This is a genomic window from Ignavibacteriales bacterium (assembly GCA_026390575.1).
Taxonomy (GTDB): domain Bacteria; phylum Bacteroidota; class Ignavibacteria; order UBA10030; family UBA10030; genus Fen-1298.
Genome location: JAPLFR010000010.1, coordinates 47,074 through 67,356 on the forward strand (window position 1 = coordinate 47,074; position 20,283 = coordinate 67,356).

Below are 20,283 nucleotides of genomic sequence, written 5' to 3' on the forward strand. Positions count from 1 at the left end.
GTCTTATTCAATAAGAAATGATCAAAATGATTGCTACACAAATAAAATTATCTTCACCGGTTGAACTTTCTATAAAATGGGATGATGGTCATGCGAGCATCATCTCTCTCCGCACGCTGCGTGATAGTTGTCCCTGTGCAGGATGTCAAGGTGAAACAATTTTACTCAAAACGTACAAGCCGGAACCGCAGCAGCATCTTCCCGGAAGATATAATCTCACTGGTATTCAACAGGTTGGCCATTATGCTCTTCAGCTTTCTTGGGGTGATGGGCATTCCACCGGTATATACACGTGGGAGATTTTGAGAAATCTCTGCGAATGTCAAATCTGCCTTGCGCAAAACATTGATAATGAACAAAAGCTATAAAACACTGCTACTTTCTATCAGCCGAAGTTTCCCGCTTGCATTAAGAACTAAAATTTGTTACAGTTTAAAAGAATCCGGGAACAGGACTATCTGAACAATAACCGGAAACGTTCTCTGTAAAGGAGTATCGTATGATGAAGCCACTCAGCATTTTTCTTGCTTGCTTTTTCTTCTACTTTTTTTACGTGACCAATGTGCAAGCTCAAGTAACGGGCGCCTACTATAACAGCGGTATAGATAAGTCCACCAGGGGCGACTATCAAGGTGCAATAGCTGACTTTACAAAGGTGATTGAATTATATCCAAACGAGCCGAAGCCCTATCATTACCGTGGAATCAACAAATTTAATCTCAAAGATTATTCCGGTGCGATTGTTGATTTCGATAAAGCGATTGGACTGAATCCGAAGAATGGAGATACATTTTATATGCGGGGGATGGCAAAAATCGGTGTGAAAAAACGTAAGGAAGCATGTGCAGATTTTCAAATTGCGAATCAACTTGGAAATCGCTCTGCCCAAACTGCTTTGGATAAATATTGCAATTAGTATCGTGAGATACGGTACGTATTTTCTAAGAAGAGAATAAAAGTACGCTGCTGTTTATTCTTATAATCAACCCTGGTGATTTATTTCTGTGGTAAGTTACCGAAGCCGCCACAGTGGTCACACGTTACATGGGCTTTCATGAAACCAGTTCCTCCGCAATGTTGGCATGCTATTGTTCGAGGAGAGATAAAACCGAATCCCCTGCAGTCCTTGCATCTCACATGCGGTCCGGATAAACCAGTCCCATTGCATTTTGAACACGTTACACTATCTGTATTATTTGCCATGCTCTGCCCCTTTGAAAAGTGAATTGATCGCCATGCACAGGCCGTTTTTTATTTTCCTGGCATTTTTTTGAGACTCATGGTCTGATAACCGTACTCCTTACAACATCTAAGTTAATTGTTGCCGTCGAATAAAGCAATCTTTGATATTCAATTGTAGAAAAATATGAGCGAGACATACATCTCATGCCTGAGCATCTGTGTGTACCTGTGAACAAGATTTCGATCGCACGTACTTAAAATACACGTGTGATTTTTATGTACGCGTAAATACAGGTTGAACCGGAACATATATTTTTCTATCTTAATATAGTGTTATTGAGTAATGTACGGCAATAAATTGCGGGCGCTTAGCTCAGCTGGTTCAGAGCGTACGCCTCACACGCGTAAGGTCGCAGGTTCGATCCCCGCAGCGCCCACAAGGTAAAATGTTCTTTGAAGATGTTCCTTTAATTCCTATCCAGCGAGGTAGGGAAGGGATGACGATCAATGAGCAGTGATCAACGAACAATGACAAGTATGAATTGATCACTCATCATTGCTAATTGAAAATTGAATCCCCCCTTTTCCGCATTCGTTGGAACTGGGGGTTTTTTCATTTTAAGAAAGGTGGATGATGATGAAAACAAAAGTGCTCGACGCCGATGGTCTTCGGCGAACTGTGAACCGTCTCTCCCACGAAGTGGTGGAGAAAAATAGAGGTGTGCAGGATGTTGTGCTCGTTGGGATCAGAACGCGAGGCGAATTCCTTGCTCATCGTGTTGCGAAGAAAATAGCAGAAATTGAAAACATGAACGTACAGGTTGGCGTACTGGATATTACGCTCTACCGCGATGATCTGCGCGGGCGTCTTGACCAACCCGAATTGAAAAGTTCAGAAATACTTTTCGATATTCGCGGCAAAGTTATCGTTTTGATTGATGACGTGCTCTTCACAGGGCGGACAATTCGTTCAGCTCTCAATGCCTTGATGGATCTTGGACGTCCGTCTGAGATCCAGTTACTTGTACTCGTAGATCGCGGGCATCGCGAGTTACCCATCAAAGCAGATTTTGTCGGAAAGAATGTGCCCACTGCACGCGAACAGGAAGTACAAGTAGCGATGATGGAAACAGATGAAGAAGATGCAGTCTATCTGATTGAGAATAAAGGAAAGGAGGATGAACAATGAAACTGCAAAGCCGCCACTTACTCGGATTAGAAGGAATGAGCAAGGAAGACATCACACTCATACTGGATACAGCAGCATCATTCAAAGAGATTTTGGAACGGCCTATTAAGAAGGTTCCTCCTCTGCAAGGAAAGACGATTGTGAATTTGTTTTTCGAAAGTTCTACGCGCACAAGAATTTCATTTGAGCTTGCGGAACGGCGTCTCTCGGCAGATGTTGTGAACTTTGCCGCATCCGGCAGCAGCGTCAGTAAAGGTGAAACGCTGAAGGACACAGCCCGCAATATCGAAGCGATGAAAATAGATATGGTTGTCATCAGGCACTCGTCATCAGGGGCACCGCACTTTCTCACGCGCGTCGTAAAAGCAAACGTAATCAATGCAGGCGATGGAGCACACGAGCACCCTACACAAGCCCTGCTCGATATGATGACACTGCGGGAGAAACATGGCTCACTCGAAGGATTGCGCATCTGTATCGTTGGTGACATTTTACACAGCCGCGTTGCACTTTCAAATATCTACGGATTAAAAACTATGGGTGCTGAAATATCGGTGTGCGGCCCTGCGACACTTATCCCGCGGAACATTGAAGACCTTGGCGTTCGTGTCTATCATAGATTAGAAGATATTATTCCCCACGTCGATGCGCTGAATGTTCTTCGCATTCAACTGGAGCGGCAGAAGAGCGGACTCTTCCCGTCGCTTCGTGAATACCATCGTTATTTCGGTGTGACGAAAGAAAAAGTCGATCGAGCATTGAAGCCAATCACTATTATGCATCCTGGCCCGATAAATCGAGATGTTGAGCTTTCAGCTGATCTTGCCGATGGACCGCATTCTGTCATTCTCGAACAGGTCACAAACGGTGAAGCTATCAGAATGTCGGTACTTTACTTACTTGGAACTTCCAATTGAAGGAACGAAACATGAAACTCCACTTAAAATCTGGTCGTTTGATTGATCCCATGAAAGGGATAGATGTCGTCACGGATATGTTGATTGTTGATGGAAGGATTGAACGCCTCAGCGAATCGCTTTCTAGTGATAAGTCGTATGAAGTAATTGATCTGAAAAATAAAATTATAGCTCCTGGATTTATCGATATGCATGTGCACTTGCGTGAACCGGGATATGAACACAAAGAAACTATAGAAACAGGGTGTGCTTCTGCAGCGGCCGGCGGATTTACTGCTGTATGCTGCATGCCGAACACGAATCCGGCAATTGATGAAGAATCTGTTGCGCGCTATGTGCAGGAAGAAGGAAGACGCGCCACCGGTGGACTTGTGGATGTGTACCCCATTGGGGCGGCCTCGAAAGGACGCAAAGGCGAAGAGTTGTCGCCTATGGCTGAGTTAGCGAAAGCCGGTGTGGTCGCTTTTTCTGATGATGGAGCACCGATTGCGAGCGCGGAGTTGATGCGGCGAATTTTTGAATACTCGTCGATGTATCATTTGCCTATCATCCAGCATGCAGAAGAATCTACCATGACAAAGAATGGATTGATGAATGAAGGATTTGTATCGACGCGGCTTGGTATGCCTGGCATTCCACCGGTTGCCGAGGAGTTGATGATTGTGCGAGATATTGTTCTCTTGCGATATGTCCCAAGAGCAAAATATCACGTTGCGCACATAAGCACAACCGGATCTATCGATTGTGTACGTCGAGCGAAAACAGAAAAGTTAAATATCACCTGCGAAGCTGCGCCGCATCACTTTACTCTTTCAGATGAGGCAGTTGAAAGCTTTGATACGAACTTGAAAATGAGTCCGCCGCTGCGTACGAAGGCAGATGTGCAGGCAATAAAAGAAGCGTTGCACGATGGGATCATCGATGTCATTGCATCTGACCACGCACCGCATACAATTGATGAGAAGGAAGTTGAATTTGCACAAGCGCCGTTCGGTATTGTTGGCTTGGAAACCGCTATCGGATTGTCTCTTACGGAACTTGTTCATCAAAAATATCTCACGTTTACTCAATTGATCGAAAAGTTATCGGTCAATCCGCGCCGTATCCTTTCTTTACCAGCAATTAATATTCAGGAAGGTGAAAGAGCAAACTTAACATTGTTGGATCCAACAAGAGAGTGGACAGTGGACATTCAATCGTTCCGATCAAAATCTAAGAATTCTCCATTCCATGGACGGACATTGAAAGGAAAGGCACTCGGCATCATCAATAATGGAAAAACTTATTTCGTAAAATAGACGAATGTGTTCAGAATACCAGACAGTTGCGTTACCATTCTGGACAATCGGCGTAATACCATCGCGGAGAATCGGTTGATTCGATAAGATTTCATCTGGCACGTACCTTGAGTTCTTTTGTTCAAGAACAATTTTTGAAAGGACTGCCATGAAACTTATATTGATCGCTCTCGCTGCATCAGTTATTCTACTAGGATGTGAAGAACATAAAATTGATACAACACCGCCTCCACCTCCGCAAGGTATTAGAACAATTTCACTCGATAATGCTGTCGAAATCCAATGGCTGCCAAGCAAGGCGGAAGATGTCAAAGGATACAACGTATGGGTAAGTTATCAATATGACGGTCACTATCAATTGATCGCTTCCACTTCTGCCGCTAGTTTAGTCGATTATGACGCCAAGAACGGAACAACATATTATTACGCAGTGAGCGCCTACGATTTTGATGATAATGAAAGTGCTTTGAGTAAGGATGTTGTCTACGACACACCGCGTCCAGAAGGAGTTGGAGTAGTTCTTATTGATACGAGCACATCAAGAAATATTTCAGGTTATGGTTTTGCCCAATATAGTGTTCTGAGTTGTTATGATAAAAATACGGATGTATTCTTCGTGAACGCTCATGGCCGCTTGTACGTACAAGTGTGGTCTGACACGGATATTCAAGATATGGGATTCACGAGTTCACTTGATGAGATTTCTGCGTCGCCGACAGAAGGTTGGGCACCGTCAAAATCTGCGGAAGCTATTGTGGGACATACATATGTTATCTGGACGGTGGATGACAACTATGCTAAAATTCGAGTGCAAAATGTGACGGCAAGCCGCATAGTGTTTGATTGGGCATATCAAACGGCAAAAGGTAATATAGAATTGAAGACAACCCATACATCCAGGACTGGCGGTAGACAATTTGATCGGATTCGCAGCAGTCTTATGAAATGAATACAGTAGTTGTACAAAGAGAAGCGGCCTTTTCTTAGGGAAAGAGAGAAAAGTCCGCTTTTTGTTTGATTGACTTTCTCCACGTTTTCTGATAATTTGGACGCGAACTATGCGATGGCTGTTTATCATATTACTTTTCTCTTATTCTTCCGATGCTCAGGTGAAACAACGATCTGAACCTCGTCTCCCAAAAGAAGTATTTGGCACGCCATCTGTCCGATTAGACCAGCAGCATTCCAGAGTGTCAGCTGTTTTTCAGACGATTGAGAACGGTATACGGAAATGTGCAGTAAAAGAATTTGACAAAGAACTCGGCGCAATGGTTACGATTGCCATAGGTTCTGGTGAACGCGGATATTTTTCTATGAATCAAGCAGCGTCGGTGCTCTCTGAATATTTTTCAGTACGCAGGCCCATCTCTTTCGAGTTCTCCCGTATTCATGAAAAAGGCGGCACTCCATACGCAACAGGCCGTCTTGTCTATTTCCAAAAAGGAAATCAAGAGTCAGTGCAAGTATATGTATCGCTGATGCGTCAGGATTCGCGGTGGGTCATCAATCAATTCAATATCTACTAATGAAGCAGTGGGCATGACAAATCATTACACAAGGTATGCCCGCCCCGCGCTGTGGGGCTTTTTTATTTGTGCTGCCATCGCTGCTATGCTTGTGGTAGTACGGCTTTTCATTCCATCGTATATCCATTATCGTTGGGATGCTGAACGCACAGCACAACGGATACGATCCGGCCAGGTTATTCGTGAAGCATTTCAAACCAGAATTCAACGGTTGACGAAAATCACGGAGCTTGCATCCGGAGATATATCGTTCAGCACGAGTATACACCTCAATGATATTTCTGCTGCAGCCAAAGCATTTCAATCTCTCAATGCATACACATTAAACGATGATCAGACTATTGATCTCATCGATTCGCTGGGAAATAGTATTGCATGGAATGGTCCGAGTATTTCATCATTGGGCAAGCAAGTGCTTGATCAAAAATCTTCCGAATCATTTGTTTTTCTGACACAAAATGGATTGCGCACGTATGTCACTGTTGGTAAAAGATTAGCGCGCGAGAGAATGTCTCTCGTGGTCAGTGAACCGCTTGAAGTAAATTCTCCTATTTCAAATCGCTTTATTCAGAAAGTGAGTTTCTGCGAAGAACTTTCACAGACACTCAAAACACAGATCACATTCAGACTTCCGCAGACGTACACCGTGCATCAAGGAGAATATAGTGTTCCAGTGATCGATCAAGCGAATAAAACGGTTGCTGAATTCATCGTTGCAGAAATAACGCTCGATGGCAAGATTTCATCAGAGAGAGATGTCTGCGATATGTTCATCACTCTTTGCATAGCGTGCGGCTGTTTGTTTTTTTTATGCACTGTCGTATTGTGGATTGCGAAAAAACACCATCCTTGGATGACAACGACAGCGCTGATTCTTTCTTTGTGGTGTGTGCGGTTTGTGTGGAGAGAATTAAATTTTCCTGCAACGCTCATCGGCGGGTGGCTCTTTAATCCGAATTTGTATGCTTCGCCTTTTGTCCTTGGATTAAGTTCCTCAATCGGCGAACTCATTCTTACGGTTATAACCGTAGCGGCTTCAGCGTGGTTCTTTTTTTCACGTCACGCCTTTAACATTGAATCGAAAGGAATAATCGCGAGAATGGGCTTGCGTATTGGCCAAGTCGGGTCACTGGCATTCGTTGGTATTCTTTCAATGCTGGTTCTATGGCTTTTCCGTGGTTTCGGTGAAGCAGTGCGGAGTTTTGTTTTTGATTCAACAATTCAATACAACAATCCATCGGAGATTCTTCCAAATGGAACTGCCGCACTGATGTATTTTAATATCATGATGCTTGGTGTCTCTCTCCTCTGTGTATCGACTGTGCTGCTCTCGAATGGAAGAAAATTACTCGCCGTCCACTTCTTGCAGGATGAAACAAAATCGCGAATTCTGCTCATCGGTATTGTCATAATCTGCATTCCAATTTTTGCATTACTCGATAGTAGCCGATTCATATCATTGCTCAGTTCAATCATCTTTATTGCTCTCTGTATTTATTTTGTGGAGCTGCTTATCTATTGGAAGGGCATAGGATTTGATTCAACATCACAGCAATGGAGATTTGCATTGTGGATGACAATGGGTTCATTTGTAATTGGCGCACCTCTCTTACACCAAGAACTTCCGCAAAGGGAGCGTAAAGAAGTAGAAACCGTTGAGAATGAGTTTTTGCGTCCTTCCGACAGTTGGTTGACGTATGTTGTACAGGATGGCATCCGAACTTCTGTCGAAAGTTTTACAGCTCATGTGAACTCATACTCGCTTTCATCTGCAAAAGAAAACAATCTCGCATTTGTGTTGTGGACAAAATCACTGATTGGCAAAGAAGGATACAACTCTGCTCTTATCCTCTATAATCAGCAAGGAAATGAAGTGGATCGGTTTGTTGTTGGCATGAATAAGCCCGAACAGCAGAATATTCTTTCAAAAGTCTTTGCAGGTGAAGAAGAGGCAGTTCATATTATTGATCGAACAGAATCGAAAGTCTTAGGCAATCTTTATGGAGCGTGGACTACAATTCGAGATTCAAGCGGACAATTGTGTGGCAGTATTGCAGTGCTTTTATCGGAGCATCAAAAAGCAATATTTCGTGAAGAAGAAACAGAACCGCTTCGACAGTTTGGAGATCGGCTGGAAAATGATGTCGTACGCGAAATTGCGGTTCACGAATTTGTACATGATTCGCTGGTCTTTTCAACAGGAAGAAAATTATATCCGGAACGTTTTTTATCCGCAGCGATCGATAGTGAACTTCAGAACACAAAAAATCCCTTTCTGTGGAAAGACATTCTCATGAATGGATATAAGACGCAGACGGTATTTACGAGAGATGCTGCTTCACCGGAGAGAATTGCAGCAATTAGTTTAGAAGAATTAGATTTCCGCTGGGAGATGTTTAGTACCCTCAAAGAATTCTTTATTTGTCTTGCCGTTGTAGCGGTACTTGGAATGTGCCTGTGCATTCGGAAAAGTATGCTGAAGGATATTCCGACACTTGGATTTCGAGGGAAGCTGTTACTCGGATTCGCCTGTATAACACTTGTGCCGCTGGTAGTTCTGAGTTACTACAATAAACAGCTTGTTGCAGAGCGAGTGCAAAAACAAGGGGAAGTGGAACTCTATAGCGATTTGGCAAAATTACAGGATCGAATCAGCGCGTATGTTTCTGACGAAGAAGATTTTGTGAAAGGTGTCGATGACGATTTTTGTGAAGCGCTCGCTGCTGAATATGGAGTTGATTTCTCGGTGTATCGCGGCGCTTCAATCCAGGCAAGCAGCCGATCGGAACTGTATCGCGCATCTCTTTTAGATGGACGGCTGAACGGTGAAGTCTTTGCTTCAACCATACTGAATGGAAGAACTCATGTACTGGCACAAGAAAAGATTGGTTCTGTCGAGTACGTCGTTGGCTATACGCCGCTTTCCATCCATGGAAGTATTGTTGGTGTGCTTGCTATTCCAACGTTAAATAGGCAAAGGAAAATCGAAGCTGAGTTGTCACAGCAAAATGCGTATGTCTTCGGGGTGTACGCGATGATCTTTGGAATTGCATTAGCCGGTGGTGGACTGCTTGCGTTGCGTTTTGCGCGTCCCCTACAAAAGTTAACCCGTGCTGTAAAAAATGTTGCAGGGGGAAATCTCGATATAAATGTGACAGTGAAATCACACGATGAACTTGGTACACTGGCCCAATCATTCAATGATATGATCTCAAAGCTGCGTACAAGCAGAGAAGAGCTTGCCAAGCATGAACGCGAGAACGCCTGGAAGGAAATGGCTAAACAAGTCGCGCATGAAATCAGAAATCCACTTACTCCCATGAAGCTTTCCATTCAGCATTTGCGGCAGGCATTCAAGGATAACGCGCCAGAGCGGGATGAAATTCTTCAACGTGTAACACAAACAGTAATAGATCAAGTTGAAGCTCTCTCGCGCATTGCAACAGAATTCTCCCATTTTGCTAAAATGCCCGAAAGAAAATTCGAAAGAGTCGACATTGATAATGTATTAAAGGAAACAATCAATTTGTTCAAGGAGGTTCAAGGAATCACCTTTATCGATAAGCTTTCGTCACCGACTGACAAAGTGATTGCCGACAGCGACCAGCTCCGCGGAGTTTTTATCAATATTATAAGGAACGCTATTCAAGCTATTGAAAAAGCAGGAACAATTACCATCAGCACTTCCAAGGAAGGGCGGTGGTGCCTCATCATAATTTCAGATACGGGCTTAGGAATTCCAGAAGAGATACGTTCGAAGATATTTGAGCCGAATTTTTCAACAAAATCAGAAGGAATGGGAATTGGGCTGGCAATTGCAAGAAGAGTTATTGAAGACCATGGAGGAATAATAACCTGCCAAAGTGAACAAGGAAAAGGAACGACATTTGAAATCCGACTTCCGGTCTGATATGCAGGAACAAACAGCGATACTGCCGAAAATATTTTCAGTTTATCCAGAAGTTCGCTCGGGAATGAGTACGAAGCGTGGAAGCAGGAATCGAACTAAGTACGGGATGAATCTGAGTACTCATGTTGGAGATGATCCGGCAATCGTTGAGATGAACCGGACAGCATTCTTTTCTCAGCTTGGGATATCCAGGAATGAGCTTGCGATTCCGCTTCAATCTCATTCAGAAATTGTTCGTAAGGTCGTTACGCCGGGTGAATATGAAAAGTGTGATGCGCTCATTACCAATGCATGCGGAGTGGCATTAGGTATTACGGTTGCTGATTGCGTTCCAATCTTGCTCTTCGATCCAATTCAAAACGCAATAGGGGCCGTCCATGCAGGATGGCGAGGTACTGCACGTGGTATCGTCAAGCGAACGATTCATAACATGCAGGAGGAATTTAAAACGGATCCTGAACATGTGCTCGCCTTTATCGGTCCATCAGCTGGAGTATGCTGTTACGAAGTAAGTGAGGAAGTCGCTGTGAAGTTCGAGAAGAAAATCGTACCTTATAACAAGAAGAAGATATTTGTTGATCTCAAGAAAGAGAACGCGGCTCAACTTCATCAGGTGGGAGTAGCGGAGGACAACATGGAGATCAGCAAACATTGCACAATATGTGAATCGCAATTGTTCCATTCCTATAGACGGGATGGAACAAACGCAGGCAGAATGATGGCTGTTATTCGTTTGCAGCCGTAACCGGAGATATAGTATGTGTGGTATTGTGGGATATGTCGGGAAAAAAAGTGCGCTTCCGATTATACTGGAAGGATTGAAGCGCATGGAATACCGAGGATATGATTCAGCGGGAATAGCACTCATTGACAAAGGAATGCTGCTCATTCAAAAACAAAAAGGGAAAGTTGATGACCTTGTACAGAAATTAAATAATGGTGTGCGATTGCCTGAGATGCATATCGGTATGGGACATACGCGTTGGGCTACTCACGGAGAACCCAATGATATCAATGCGCATCCACATACAGATTGCCGGCATGAAATTGCTGTAGTCCATAACGGTATTATAGAGAACTATCTTGCTCTTAAAACGAAACTACTTCAGAAAGGGCACCGTTTTGTAAGTGAAACGGATACTGAGATCGTTGCCCATTTAATTGAAGAGATATACAAATCGACCCCTAATCTCTTTGAGGCGGTTCGTTTAGCAATGAAAGAAGTAACTGGAACATACGGGCTTGTTGTTTTATCGTCTCGTGAACCGGATAGAATAGTCGCTGCGAGAATGGGGAGTCCGCTTATTCTCGGCATTGGAGATGGTGAAAACATCGTTGCTGCTGATGCCGCCGCCATTATAGAGCATACCCGGCAAGTTGTCTATCTCGGAGATGGTGAAGTTGCCGAATTGACAGCTGAAGGTGTGACAACGAAAACACTCAAAGATGTTGAAATCACGAAAGTGGTGGAAGAGCTCACATTTGATCTAGAAGAAATCGAAAAGGGTGGATTCACTCACTTCATGCTGAAAGAAATTCATGAACAGTCTGAGTCAATTCAGAATGCGATGCGCGGCAGATTGCTGGAAGAGGATGGCAATGTAAAACTTGGCGGGCTTGATGGAGTTATTGAAAAAATAGTACGCGCGCCGCGTTTAATTATTGCTGCGTGCGGCACATCGTGGCACGCTGCTCTCATCGGCGAATATATGCTTGAGCAGTATGCGCATATTCCCGTCGAAGTGGAATACGCTTCTGAGTTTCGTTATCGAAATCCGGTTTTGAGAAACAATGATGTTGTGATTCTTATAAGTCAAAGCGGTGAGACAGCGGATACACTCGCGGCGTTGCGAGAAGCCAAAGCACAAGGAGCGACTGCCATTGGAATATGTAATGTGGTTGGGAGTTCTATTGCCCGTGAAAGTGATGGCGGCGTCTATATTCATGCCGGCCCTGAAATTGGTGTGGCATCGACAAAAGCCTTTACATCTCAATTGACCGTTTTGGCTCTTTTGACCATTCTGCTTGCACGGCGTATAGGAATGACGCGGGAGCAAGGCATAAAGCTCGTTCAAGAATTAAAATCACTGCCGGAAAAAGTGAAAACGATTCTTTCCGATACGAAACAGGTTGAATATATCGCAAGTGAATTTATAGAAATGAAGAACTTTCTCTACCTGGGCAGGGGATATAATTTTCCAGTTGCGCTGGAAGGTGCGCTCAAATTAAAAGAAATCTCCTATATTCACGCAGAAGGATACCCGGCCGCAGAAATGAAGCACGGACCTATTGCGCTCATTGATGAGAAAATGCCGGTTGTGTTTATTGCGCCGCAGGACAGAACGTACGAAAAAGTTATGAGCAACATCCAGGAAGTAAAAGCACGGCGCGGGCGTGTCATTGCTATTGTGAATGAAGAAGAAAAAAACATTAAGCAGCTCGCTGATTATTTGATCTGCGTTCCGCAAACACTTGATTTGTTCTCGCCGATTCTCTCCGTTATTCCGCTGCAATTACTGGCATATTATATTGCAGTGTCACGAGGCTGCAATGTGGATCAGCCGCGGAACCTTGCGAAAAGCGTTACGGTAGAATGAAAAATTGTTTTTCCGGGAATTCTTTCTATCTTAAATGATGTTGTATCAAAGGAAAGTGTAAAACACTATGAAGCAAGAGTCGAAATTCAAACCGAATGAATGGGCGCTTATCCTGGGTGCCTCCAGTGGATTTGGCGCAGCTACTGCACGTGAACTGGCAGAGAATGGGATGAATATTTTTGGCGTGCATCTTGATCGTCAAGCAACGATGCCAAATGTTCAGAACCTCATCAAAGAAATCAAGCACACTGGTGTGAAAACGGTGTTTTATAATATCAATGCAGCAGACCAGATCAAGCAGGATGAAACGCTCGATGATATTCAGGAACAGTTTGCCCTCGGTTCGTCCGACACGATAAAAGTGCTCCTGCATTCACTTGCATTCGGAACATTAAAACCATTCATAGCGAAGAAACCGGAAGACGCTTTAACTCCGGCACAAATGGAAATGACGGTCAATGTGATGGCGCATAGTCTTGTGTATTGGGTACAGGGATTGATCTCGCGAAATCTCATGAAAAGCGGAGGACGTATTTTTGGAATGACAAGTTCAGGAGGACACATAGCGATGCCGTACTACGGTGCTGTATCGGCTGCAAAAGCGAGTTTGGAAGCACATCTCCGCCAGCTTGCGATGGAACTAGGGCCTATGGGTATTACAGCGAATGCTATCATGGCTGGAGTCACGGATACACCGGCCTTGCGTAAAATCCCGGGAAATGTAGGCATGCTTGAGGCGGCACGCGGGAAAAATCCGGGAGGACGTCTCACAACACCGGAAGATATTGCAAAAGCGATTGTTCTGCTTTCCACTGACGAAGCACATTGGATATCCGGCAATGTCTTGGGCGTTGATGGAGGGGAAGATATTGCCGCTTTCGCCAGCATTCGAAATCATCACGATAATAAATAATCGTCTCTGCAATCAGAATAAAAGGAAATTGATATGTTTCAATTTGAATTTACGGAAGAACAAAAGATGCTTCGCGATATGGCGCGAGATTTTGTGAACACAGAGGTTAAGCCTCTCGCTCAGAAGATGGATGAAGAAGAAAAATTGTCTCCTGAATTAATCCGAAAAATAGCGGACATAGGTTTCCTTGGCGCGGCATTCCCTCAGGAATATGGCGGCGGCGGGTTCGGAGAAGTTGGTTATTGCGTTATGCAAGAAGAGATGGGTCGAGGTGATCTTGCAACCTCCACCTTTATTGGAGCCCATCAGTCCATTGGTGCGAATGCAATCTTTATTGGGGGCTCTGAGGAGTTAAAGAAGAAGTATCTCGTTCCGCTAGCTGAAGGGAAATATATTGGAGGATTTGCATTAACAGAAGCTTCAGCCGGTTCCGATTCATTTAATTTACGCACGAAAGCCCATCTTGATGGAAATGAATGGGTGATTAATGGTGAGAAGCTGTGGATCACGAATGGCGGGTTCGCGGATATCCTATCGGTTTTTGCTCGGACAGAACGCGGCATCAGCGCTTTTGTTGTTGAAACAAAAACTCCGGGATTTACTGCAGGTCCTAAAGAAAAGAAAATGGGTATTCGCGCCAGCATGACAAATGCGTTGACGTTTAATAATGTCCGAATCCCAAAAGATAACATCATTGGTGATGACGGACGTGGATTCCTCATTGCAATGAAAACATTAGATGCCGGTCGTCTTGGTTTAGGGGCTGCATGTCTTGGTGCTATGAAAGAATTATTGGAAATGAGCACAAAATATGCAAAAGAGCGGAAGCAATTCGATGCACCACTATCACAATTCCAGGCGATTCAATTTATGCTTGCAGATATAGCATTGACAATCTATGCTTTAGAATCAATGGTCTATCGTACAGCGCAAGAATATGATGAAAAAAAATCGGTTTCTCGGCAGGCTGCGTATGTAAAGCTGTATGCATCAGAAAATCTCGTTAAGGTAGCCGATATGGCAGTGCAGATTCATGGCGGAATGGGGTACTCAAGAGAACTTCCCATCGAGCGTTACTACCGAGACGCTCGAATCAATCCGATATTTGAAGGTACAAGTGAAGTGCAAAGACTTGTGATAGCGCGAGATGTTCTCAAAAAGAACGGAAAGGTCTAAGAATCAATTCTTGACTTTCTGCAAAAAGTCTGGTAGTTTTAAATAAGATTTTGGTCCCGCTGAGGTCCGGCGGGATTTTTATTGAATCGATTGATAAAATTCGGACCCCGCACAAAGCGCGGGGTCCTGAAAATTTCAGAGACTTAACTTCGCATTGCTCGTTAAGTCACGAAATTTTCGGACAGGTAGCTCAGTTGGTAGAGCAATGGACTGAAAATCCATGTGTCGGGGGTTCAATTCCCTCCCTGTCCACTTCCCAAATTACTAAACTTAGCGATCCCGCGAAGCGGAAGAAGCTAAGATTACTGTAATTTTGAGAATCCCGCAAAGGCGAAGTCGATGCGGGATAGCCAAAATCCTTCCTTGTGAATCAAGACAAAAACTAAGTTTACTGTAATTTTGAGAATCCCGCAAAGACGAAGTCGATGCCACTGTGGCTTTTTGTTTCATTGTTCGAAGTAGAGAGAGGATCAGAAAGTGGCGATAAGTACACCTTTTTTTTACTGCTTGAAATTCAAATAAATAAAGTGTAGGGTTCTGGTGGTCAAATTGAGAGGTGCTCGACCGATGCACCATCGTTTACCGGGGAACACTTCGAAATTATTTCATATTACTGCAAACGAAAAAGAGGTAACCGCACTTCTTTACGTCAATTCCATTTCTTCGTAGAGCAGAACATAATTTGCATTTGCAGTAATTGTGTGATACTGGCAGCTGAACAGTCTTGTTTTCGAGTTCATTTCTTGAATTCCTCATACGGGGGTTATGACTATGAAGTGTCCTCACTATTCAATTGAACTTCTAAACTCTGTAAAGTCCTGCAAAAAAATCTTTGTTCCGCCGTCAAGTATATCCTCATCCGAGACTGACCAGGCCAGCTTTCTGCAGAAATCTATTCCTCCTGAGTTCACAAAGAATATCATTTTTTACTCGCTTGTTGTTGCATCAACATTCTTAGTAATGAATAAAGATAATGATAGCATGGGACCAATATTCCAATGATAAAGCGCTTCATGAATTAAATACTATCCTCCACACATCAAGGAGATTGCCATTATGAATGCATCACTCAAGTTGATTCTCTGTCTCCTCGCCGGTATTTTGTTGCCGCTTGCTGCTTTTTATTTGCTCGGCAGTGCAAATGATCACTGGGCATCCCTCAATATTGCGGGAGTTGTCTCATTGATATTCCTTGTTGTTCTTCTTGTCTATTTAATGCGGCCCCCTTTTTCCATCAAGACCCGCGTTGTAACCTGGATTGTATTTGTCCTTGTCGTTGCTGTCAGTGCGATTGGGTGGAGAGGAATGGAAGATTTATCGAAGTACCAACGGAGAACCTTAATGGAAATACGTGGAGTCATTACGCATGGTATCCTTCAAGTAGAACTCTACACTCCATTGCAAAAAACACTCGCTGTTTACTATGGACAACATGGGAAGAAAAAGGAGACGCTCGGGCAGGTATTTCAGCGATTGTATCCTAACGGCAAGTTTGGCGAGAATATTCACGATGTTCACCAAGCAGATCCGAAGGGTGACGATAGTCTTCGCGTTGTCGTCACCACTGTTTCCGATAATGAAGTTGGACTTGTTGGGTACCACTATTTTTCAAAAGGCAGAACTGAAGAATTTAAAAATTACAATGGACGCTTTGGTTTTGTGCAGGCCAAAGCAGTGTTGACGGAGAAAGGGGTGCGTTATGAATCAGAAAATTGATCCGAACAATGCATCTCTCTCGGAGTTCTCTCCGGAATATTTACGATGGTTTTCTCTTACCACACTTGGTACATTATTAGTTGTTCTTGTGTCTAACTATGGTTATTACCCCTTTCCAGACACCCTCTTCCACACCATATTCCACCCGCCGGCAGTTCAGGCAAGTGGAGTAACAATCTCGATGGGGATGAGCGAGTTTTCAGGTCATACTCCATACACCAGCCCAAAAGAACTCTTTTCAATTATCATCGCCCTTGTACTCTTGTATCTAATCGGACCAGTGCTTTGGTTGTACAGCTGGCGTGTGCTGAAACAGAAGGAGGTGGCGGGTACAACCATTACAAAAATCTTCCACGTCTGGTCGCTTCTGTTCATCCTCGGTGGAGCTTTAACTTTTAGAACGGTAATTGGTGATCTGATATTGACCACGAGCAACCGAATAATCTCTGCATATTTGTATAAAGCTCAAGACGTGCAGAGAACCAAAGACCAACTCATAAGCAATCTTATTCAAGTTGCATTTGAAGCATCCGAATACCGGATCCTTCCGAAATCAATGAACGGCGGCAGTGGGTCATATGAAGGATTTTGCCTCTCTCCACAGCGCACAAAAAATGACCTTGGAGAATTCACCATTATTAATGTGCGGCCCCCAATGATCACATTTCTTGCTGTTTCCTCAAAGAATAATGTTAATACAGTTATGGTTACCGTCGATTCCATTGGACAAATGTGCCATTGGACTTTTTCGGGTGATTACAAATAATTATTTGAACTATGGAGAATTCTATGAACGAAGAACGAACATCAATTAAAATAAGCCGCATTGTAAATTGGCAATGGGTTTGGGTTGGATTTTGTTTACTTGTGACATTCCATCTCATTCCGACAGCTATTATCTTACGTTTATTTGATTATTGGAAAGGATTCAATATTCTACTGCCGCTCTGGATCTTTTTTGGATTGGTGCAAACGAGTATGTATATCGGTTACCGGTCGAGAGGTGTCACTATTCTTGAACCGCTGATCTCCTCTATAGCCTATCTATTTATTCTCGGTCTGGCTATGAATGCTCATTTTCAAATCTTTAGTTATAAAAAAGATATTTTCATAATGTTGACTTGGATGGTGGCGGGATTATTCTGCTCGGTCCTCGGTGCCTGGATTGGCGAAATGATACAATTGAAGAAGGAACAACATATTGGATAATTTTCGATATCGATAAGAGCGATAAGAAAATCATACAACAAAGTAATTGAAGCGGGCATAATCAAGAATACAATTTATCCGGTTTTTTATTCGCTGTTATTTAGGTTTTATGGTCGTCCTATGTAGCTATAAACACGAGGGGAACAAAGAGGAGAATAGAACATGGCTCCGCCAAAGAAAAAAGCTGACGCAAAGCGATTGTATATCCGGAAGCTGGAATCGCTCATCGATGCAGCGAAACAACTCAACACCACATTTGATCTGGATAAACTTCTCTCCATTATTCTCGACCATGCCACGAAGAATCTTAATGCGGCACGAGGAACGATCTATCTCATCGACGAACGATCCCAGGAACTCTGGTCAAAAGTGGTAAAAGGGACTGGACTGGTCGAAATCAGATTGCCGATCGGGACCGGCATTTCTGGAACGGTTGCTGAGACAGGGAAAACAATCAACCTGAAAGCTGTAAGCAAAGATAAACGATTCTATTCGGCTATTGATAAAAAATCTGGTTTTCATACAAGAACGATGCTGTGCAGGCCAATGAGAGATAGAAACGGAGTCATTATTGGGGTCTTCCAGATCATCAACAAAAAACGCGGCGTGTTTAACCGGAACGATGAATTATTCCTGGATGCATTTTCTGAGCATGCTTCACTCGCAATAGAAAATGCGAGACTCTATCAGGCGGATCTTGAACATGCACGAGTGGATAAAGAAATTCAGATCGCCGCTGAAATGCAGCAGCAGCTTTTTCCAAAAGAAAAAATTCAAATTCCATCATATGAACTCTCCGCAATGGTCCAACCGTGTGCGGCAATCGGTGGTGATTCGTACGACATCATTCCACTTAAGGATGGAAAATATGCTATCACCATGGCTGACGTCTGCGGAAAAGGAATTCCAGCAGCTCTTTTAGTATCGACGTTGCATGCCTTATTGCGAGTGTTCCTTCAGTATCCAATAGAATTGCTCGAGCTTGTGAGGAAATTGAATACTCTTGTTTACAATAATAGTCCAGCAGAACGCTTCATCACTTTTTTTATCATGATTTTTGATCCGGTTCATCATACGTTCACCTATGTGAATGCCGGCCATAACCCGCCATTTCTTTTCCGAAAAAACAGAAACGAGATCAACGAACTTATGGCAAGCGGGTTACCTCTGGGAATGGTGGAAGAACAGCAGTTTGAGACACATCTAATAGAACTGCACCAAGGCGATACGTTGGTTGTGTATACTGATGGAGTGACAGAGGCGGCAAATAGAACGCTTCAACAATATAGTGAAGAGAAATTGCGAGAATGTGTTCTCAAAAACATAGACACAACTGCTGAAACGATAAAAGAATGTATCGTAAGAGATGTCCGAGGATTTGTAGGAAATAATCCGATGTCCGATGATTTGACGTTATTGGTACTGAAGAGAGACCTCGAGACATCCGCCACAAGATAACGCAAAGCGTGCAAGCCGGTGTAGATTTATCACCTCGTTCCCAACATCTTGTTGGGAACGGAAGATGGCGAAGCTCAGCTTCGAATTATAGAATATGTTGAGAGAGAATGCTAAAGTATAATGGAAGCAGAGCTTCCACCATCAACGCTTCCAAGCAGAGCTTGGAAGCGAGAATATCCTCCCAAAAATCCTTATAGTACACAATCGAGAGATAAACTTGTGTTGCGTATCACTTGATAGTCTTGTGCTTTCTCACTACAATTACCACTAGAAAAGAAGGCAAATCCGAACTCGGGATTCCATTTACTACACACAGACTGCTTTTTCTTTTCTTGACTTTACCATCATAAACCTTGATTCATCTCGCTCACCGAAGTAGAGGTGTGTTGTACGGTACTGATGTGGGTGAGAGTGTAAAGACTTGGAGGTTGTCATGCATCTCTATCACAATGGGCGCAATGGGAATACCACATTAATTCTTCTGGCATTATTTCTTAATGCTGTCATATCATTTAGTTTAATCGGTCAGCAGAAAAAAGCTGCGCCTCAAAAGCTCAATATCGCTGTCATGGACTTTGATGCCCGCGAAGGACTTTCACGCGGTGAAGCGGCATCATTATCTGACTTGTTCAGCTCGCAGATGGTAGAAACAGGAGAATTTACTGTTATTGATCGGAACCGGATCAAGACGATTCTTCAGGAACAGGGATTCCAGCAGAGCGAAGCGTGTTCACAAGTAGAGTGTATTGTAGAGGCAGGAAAAATACTGAAAGTACAGAAGATGTTTGCCGGCACGATCGGTAAGATCGGAAAGATCTTTAGTGTCAATATCCAGATGCTGGATATTGCTACATCGCAGATCGAGATTAACAAAAGCCAGCAATATAGCGGTGACATCGAAGGACTGGCTGAAGAAGTGATACCGGAGATTGCCCAACAGATGGCGGAAGAAGTCTCGGGAAAACAGATAGTAAAAGCTGGTGTGGGAAAAACAAGTTCATCAAAATGGTTGTGGTATATTGGTGGAGCAGTGGTGGTAGCAGGAGGGGCAGCGGCTTATTATTTCTTAAAACCACAGGAGACGACGCCGACAGTTGAGGAGAAATTACCAGGGCCGCCGACATTGCCATGATTGGATAGATTCCCGATATCTTCCCTACGTTTGGCTAAGTGAGATATCGGGAATCTGACT

17 protein-coding genes and 2 tRNA genes are annotated in these 20,283 nt (G+C 43.6%); all 19 read left to right on the forward strand.

Annotated features, from left to right (window positions below):
* Positions 1-26: 26 nt before the first annotated feature.
* Entirely contained in the window at positions 27-368 is a 342-nt protein-coding gene (locus tag NTX44_10370) for a DUF971 domain-containing protein (protein MCX6122006.1), read from the forward strand.
* Positions 369-499: 131 nt separating this feature from the next.
* A complete protein-coding gene (locus tag NTX44_10375; protein MCX6122007.1) occupies positions 500-916 on the forward strand; it encodes a hypothetical protein in 417 nt (138 codons plus the stop codon).
* Between the two features lie 628 nt (positions 917-1,544).
* A tRNA-Val gene (locus NTX44_10380) sits at positions 1,545-1,619 on the forward strand.
* A 194-nt stretch (positions 1,620-1,813) separates the two neighbouring features.
* Complete coding sequence (gene pyrR / locus NTX44_10385; protein MCX6122008.1) at positions 1,814-2,371, forward strand: bifunctional pyr operon transcriptional regulator/uracil phosphoribosyltransferase PyrR; 558 nt, start codon at positions 1,814-1,816, stop codon at positions 2,369-2,371.
* The gene (locus NTX44_10390; protein ID MCX6122009.1) at positions 2,368-3,288 is read left to right on the forward strand and encodes an aspartate carbamoyltransferase catalytic subunit; all 921 of its coding nucleotides are present in this window, start codon (positions 2,368-2,370) and stop codon (positions 3,286-3,288) included. Before pyrR ends, NTX44_10390 begins: the two co-directional genes overlap by 4 nt.
* 11 nt (positions 3,289-3,299) lie before the next feature.
* Positions 3,300-4,586 carry a dihydroorotase gene (locus NTX44_10395; protein MCX6122010.1) on the forward strand — a complete coding sequence of 429 codons (1,287 nt, stop codon included), beginning with the start codon at positions 3,300-3,302 and terminating at the stop codon, positions 4,584-4,586.
* Positions 4,587-4,734: 148 nt separating this feature from the next.
* Entirely contained in the window at positions 4,735-5,535 is an 801-nt protein-coding gene (locus NTX44_10400; GenBank protein ID MCX6122011.1) for a hypothetical protein, read from the forward strand.
* Positions 5,536-5,695: 160 nt separating this feature from the next.
* Positions 5,696-6,112, forward strand: a complete 417-nt coding sequence (locus NTX44_10405) for a DUF4783 domain-containing protein (GenBank protein ID MCX6122012.1) — start codon at positions 5,696-5,698, stop codon at positions 6,110-6,112.
* A gap of 13 nt (positions 6,113-6,125) precedes the next feature.
* The gene (locus NTX44_10410) at positions 6,126-10,022 is read left to right on the forward strand and encodes an ATP-binding protein (GenBank protein MCX6122013.1); all 3,897 of its coding nucleotides are present in this window, start codon (positions 6,126-6,128) and stop codon (positions 10,020-10,022) included.
* A complete protein-coding gene (gene pgeF, locus NTX44_10415; protein ID MCX6122014.1) occupies positions 10,000-10,767 on the forward strand; it encodes a peptidoglycan editing factor PgeF in 768 nt (255 codons plus the stop codon). The genes NTX44_10410 and pgeF overlap by 23 nt, the downstream gene beginning before the upstream one ends.
* Positions 10,768-10,780: 13 nt before the next feature.
* Positions 10,781-12,619: a glutamine--fructose-6-phosphate transaminase (isomerizing) gene (glmS, locus tag NTX44_10420; protein ID MCX6122015.1), complete on the forward strand. Its 1,839-nt coding sequence runs from the start codon at positions 10,781-10,783 to the stop codon at positions 12,617-12,619.
* Between the two features lie 67 nt (positions 12,620-12,686).
* On the forward strand, positions 12,687-13,532 hold the full coding sequence (locus NTX44_10425) for an SDR family oxidoreductase (GenBank protein ID MCX6122016.1): 846 nt from the start codon (positions 12,687-12,689) through the stop codon (positions 13,530-13,532).
* Positions 13,533-13,565: 33 nt separating this feature from the next.
* Complete coding sequence (locus NTX44_10430; protein MCX6122017.1) at positions 13,566-14,708, forward strand: acyl-CoA dehydrogenase family protein; 1,143 nt, start codon at positions 13,566-13,568, stop codon at positions 14,706-14,708.
* A gap of 179 nt (positions 14,709-14,887) precedes the next feature.
* Positions 14,888-14,960 (forward strand) — tRNA-Phe (locus NTX44_10435).
* A gap of 804 nt (positions 14,961-15,764) precedes the next feature.
* On the forward strand, positions 15,765-16,424 hold the full coding sequence (locus NTX44_10440) for a hypothetical protein (GenBank protein MCX6122018.1): 660 nt from the start codon (positions 15,765-15,767) through the stop codon (positions 16,422-16,424).
* Positions 16,408-17,190, forward strand: a complete 783-nt coding sequence (locus tag NTX44_10445) for a hypothetical protein (protein ID MCX6122019.1) — start codon at positions 16,408-16,410, stop codon at positions 17,188-17,190. Before NTX44_10440 ends, NTX44_10445 begins: the two co-directional genes overlap by 17 nt.
* Positions 17,191-17,213: 23 nt before the next feature.
* Positions 17,214-17,633, forward strand: coding sequence for a hypothetical protein (locus tag NTX44_10450; GenBank protein MCX6122020.1), 420 nt, complete (start codon positions 17,214-17,216; stop codon positions 17,631-17,633).
* 162 nt (positions 17,634-17,795) lie between these two features.
* Positions 17,796-19,091, forward strand: a complete 1,296-nt coding sequence (locus NTX44_10455) for a SpoIIE family protein phosphatase (protein MCX6122021.1) — start codon at positions 17,796-17,798, stop codon at positions 19,089-19,091.
* Between the two features lie 433 nt (positions 19,092-19,524).
* A complete protein-coding gene (locus tag NTX44_10460) occupies positions 19,525-20,223 on the forward strand; it encodes a hypothetical protein (GenBank protein MCX6122022.1) in 699 nt (232 codons plus the stop codon).
* The last annotated feature ends 60 nt before the right edge of the window (positions 20,224-20,283 follow it).

Excerpts from the sequence above, each read along its gene's own strand:
- NTX44_10450 (MCX6122020.1), top strand. The coding sequence starts at position 17,214 with ATGAACGAAGAACGAACATCAATTAAAATAAGCCGCATTGTAAATTGG.
- NTX44_10375 (MCX6122007.1), top strand. The coding sequence starts at position 500 with ATGATGAAGCCACTCAGCATTTTTCTTGCTTGCTTTTTCTTCTACTTT.
- NTX44_10410 (MCX6122013.1), top strand. The coding sequence starts at position 6,126 with ATGACAAATCATTACACAAGGTATGCCCGCCCCGCGCTGTGGGGCTTT.
- NTX44_10390 (MCX6122009.1), top strand. The coding sequence starts at position 2,368 with ATGAAACTGCAAAGCCGCCACTTACTCGGATTAGAAGGAATGAGCAAG.
- NTX44_10395 (MCX6122010.1), top strand. The coding sequence starts at position 3,300 with ATGAAACTCCACTTAAAATCTGGTCGTTTGATTGATCCCATGAAAGGG.
- glmS (MCX6122015.1), top strand. The coding sequence starts at position 10,781 with ATGTGTGGTATTGTGGGATATGTCGGGAAAAAAAGTGCGCTTCCGATT.
- NTX44_10425 (MCX6122016.1), top strand. The coding sequence starts at position 12,687 with ATGAAGCAAGAGTCGAAATTCAAACCGAATGAATGGGCGCTTATCCTG.
- pyrR (MCX6122008.1), top strand. The coding sequence starts at position 1,814 with ATGATGATGAAAACAAAAGTGCTCGACGCCGATGGTCTTCGGCGAACT.
- NTX44_10370 (MCX6122006.1), top strand. The coding sequence starts at position 27 with ATGATTGCTACACAAATAAAATTATCTTCACCGGTTGAACTTTCTATA.
- NTX44_10460 (MCX6122022.1), top strand. The coding sequence starts at position 19,525 with ATGCATCTCTATCACAATGGGCGCAATGGGAATACCACATTAATTCTT.
- NTX44_10430 (MCX6122017.1), top strand. The coding sequence starts at position 13,566 with ATGTTTCAATTTGAATTTACGGAAGAACAAAAGATGCTTCGCGATATG.
- NTX44_10440 (MCX6122018.1), top strand. The coding sequence starts at position 15,765 with ATGAATGCATCACTCAAGTTGATTCTCTGTCTCCTCGCCGGTATTTTG.
- NTX44_10455 (MCX6122021.1), top strand. The coding sequence starts at position 17,796 with ATGGCTCCGCCAAAGAAAAAAGCTGACGCAAAGCGATTGTATATCCGG.
- NTX44_10400 (MCX6122011.1), top strand. The coding sequence starts at position 4,735 with ATGAAACTTATATTGATCGCTCTCGCTGCATCAGTTATTCTACTAGGA.
- NTX44_10445 (MCX6122019.1), top strand. The coding sequence starts at position 16,408 with ATGAATCAGAAAATTGATCCGAACAATGCATCTCTCTCGGAGTTCTCT.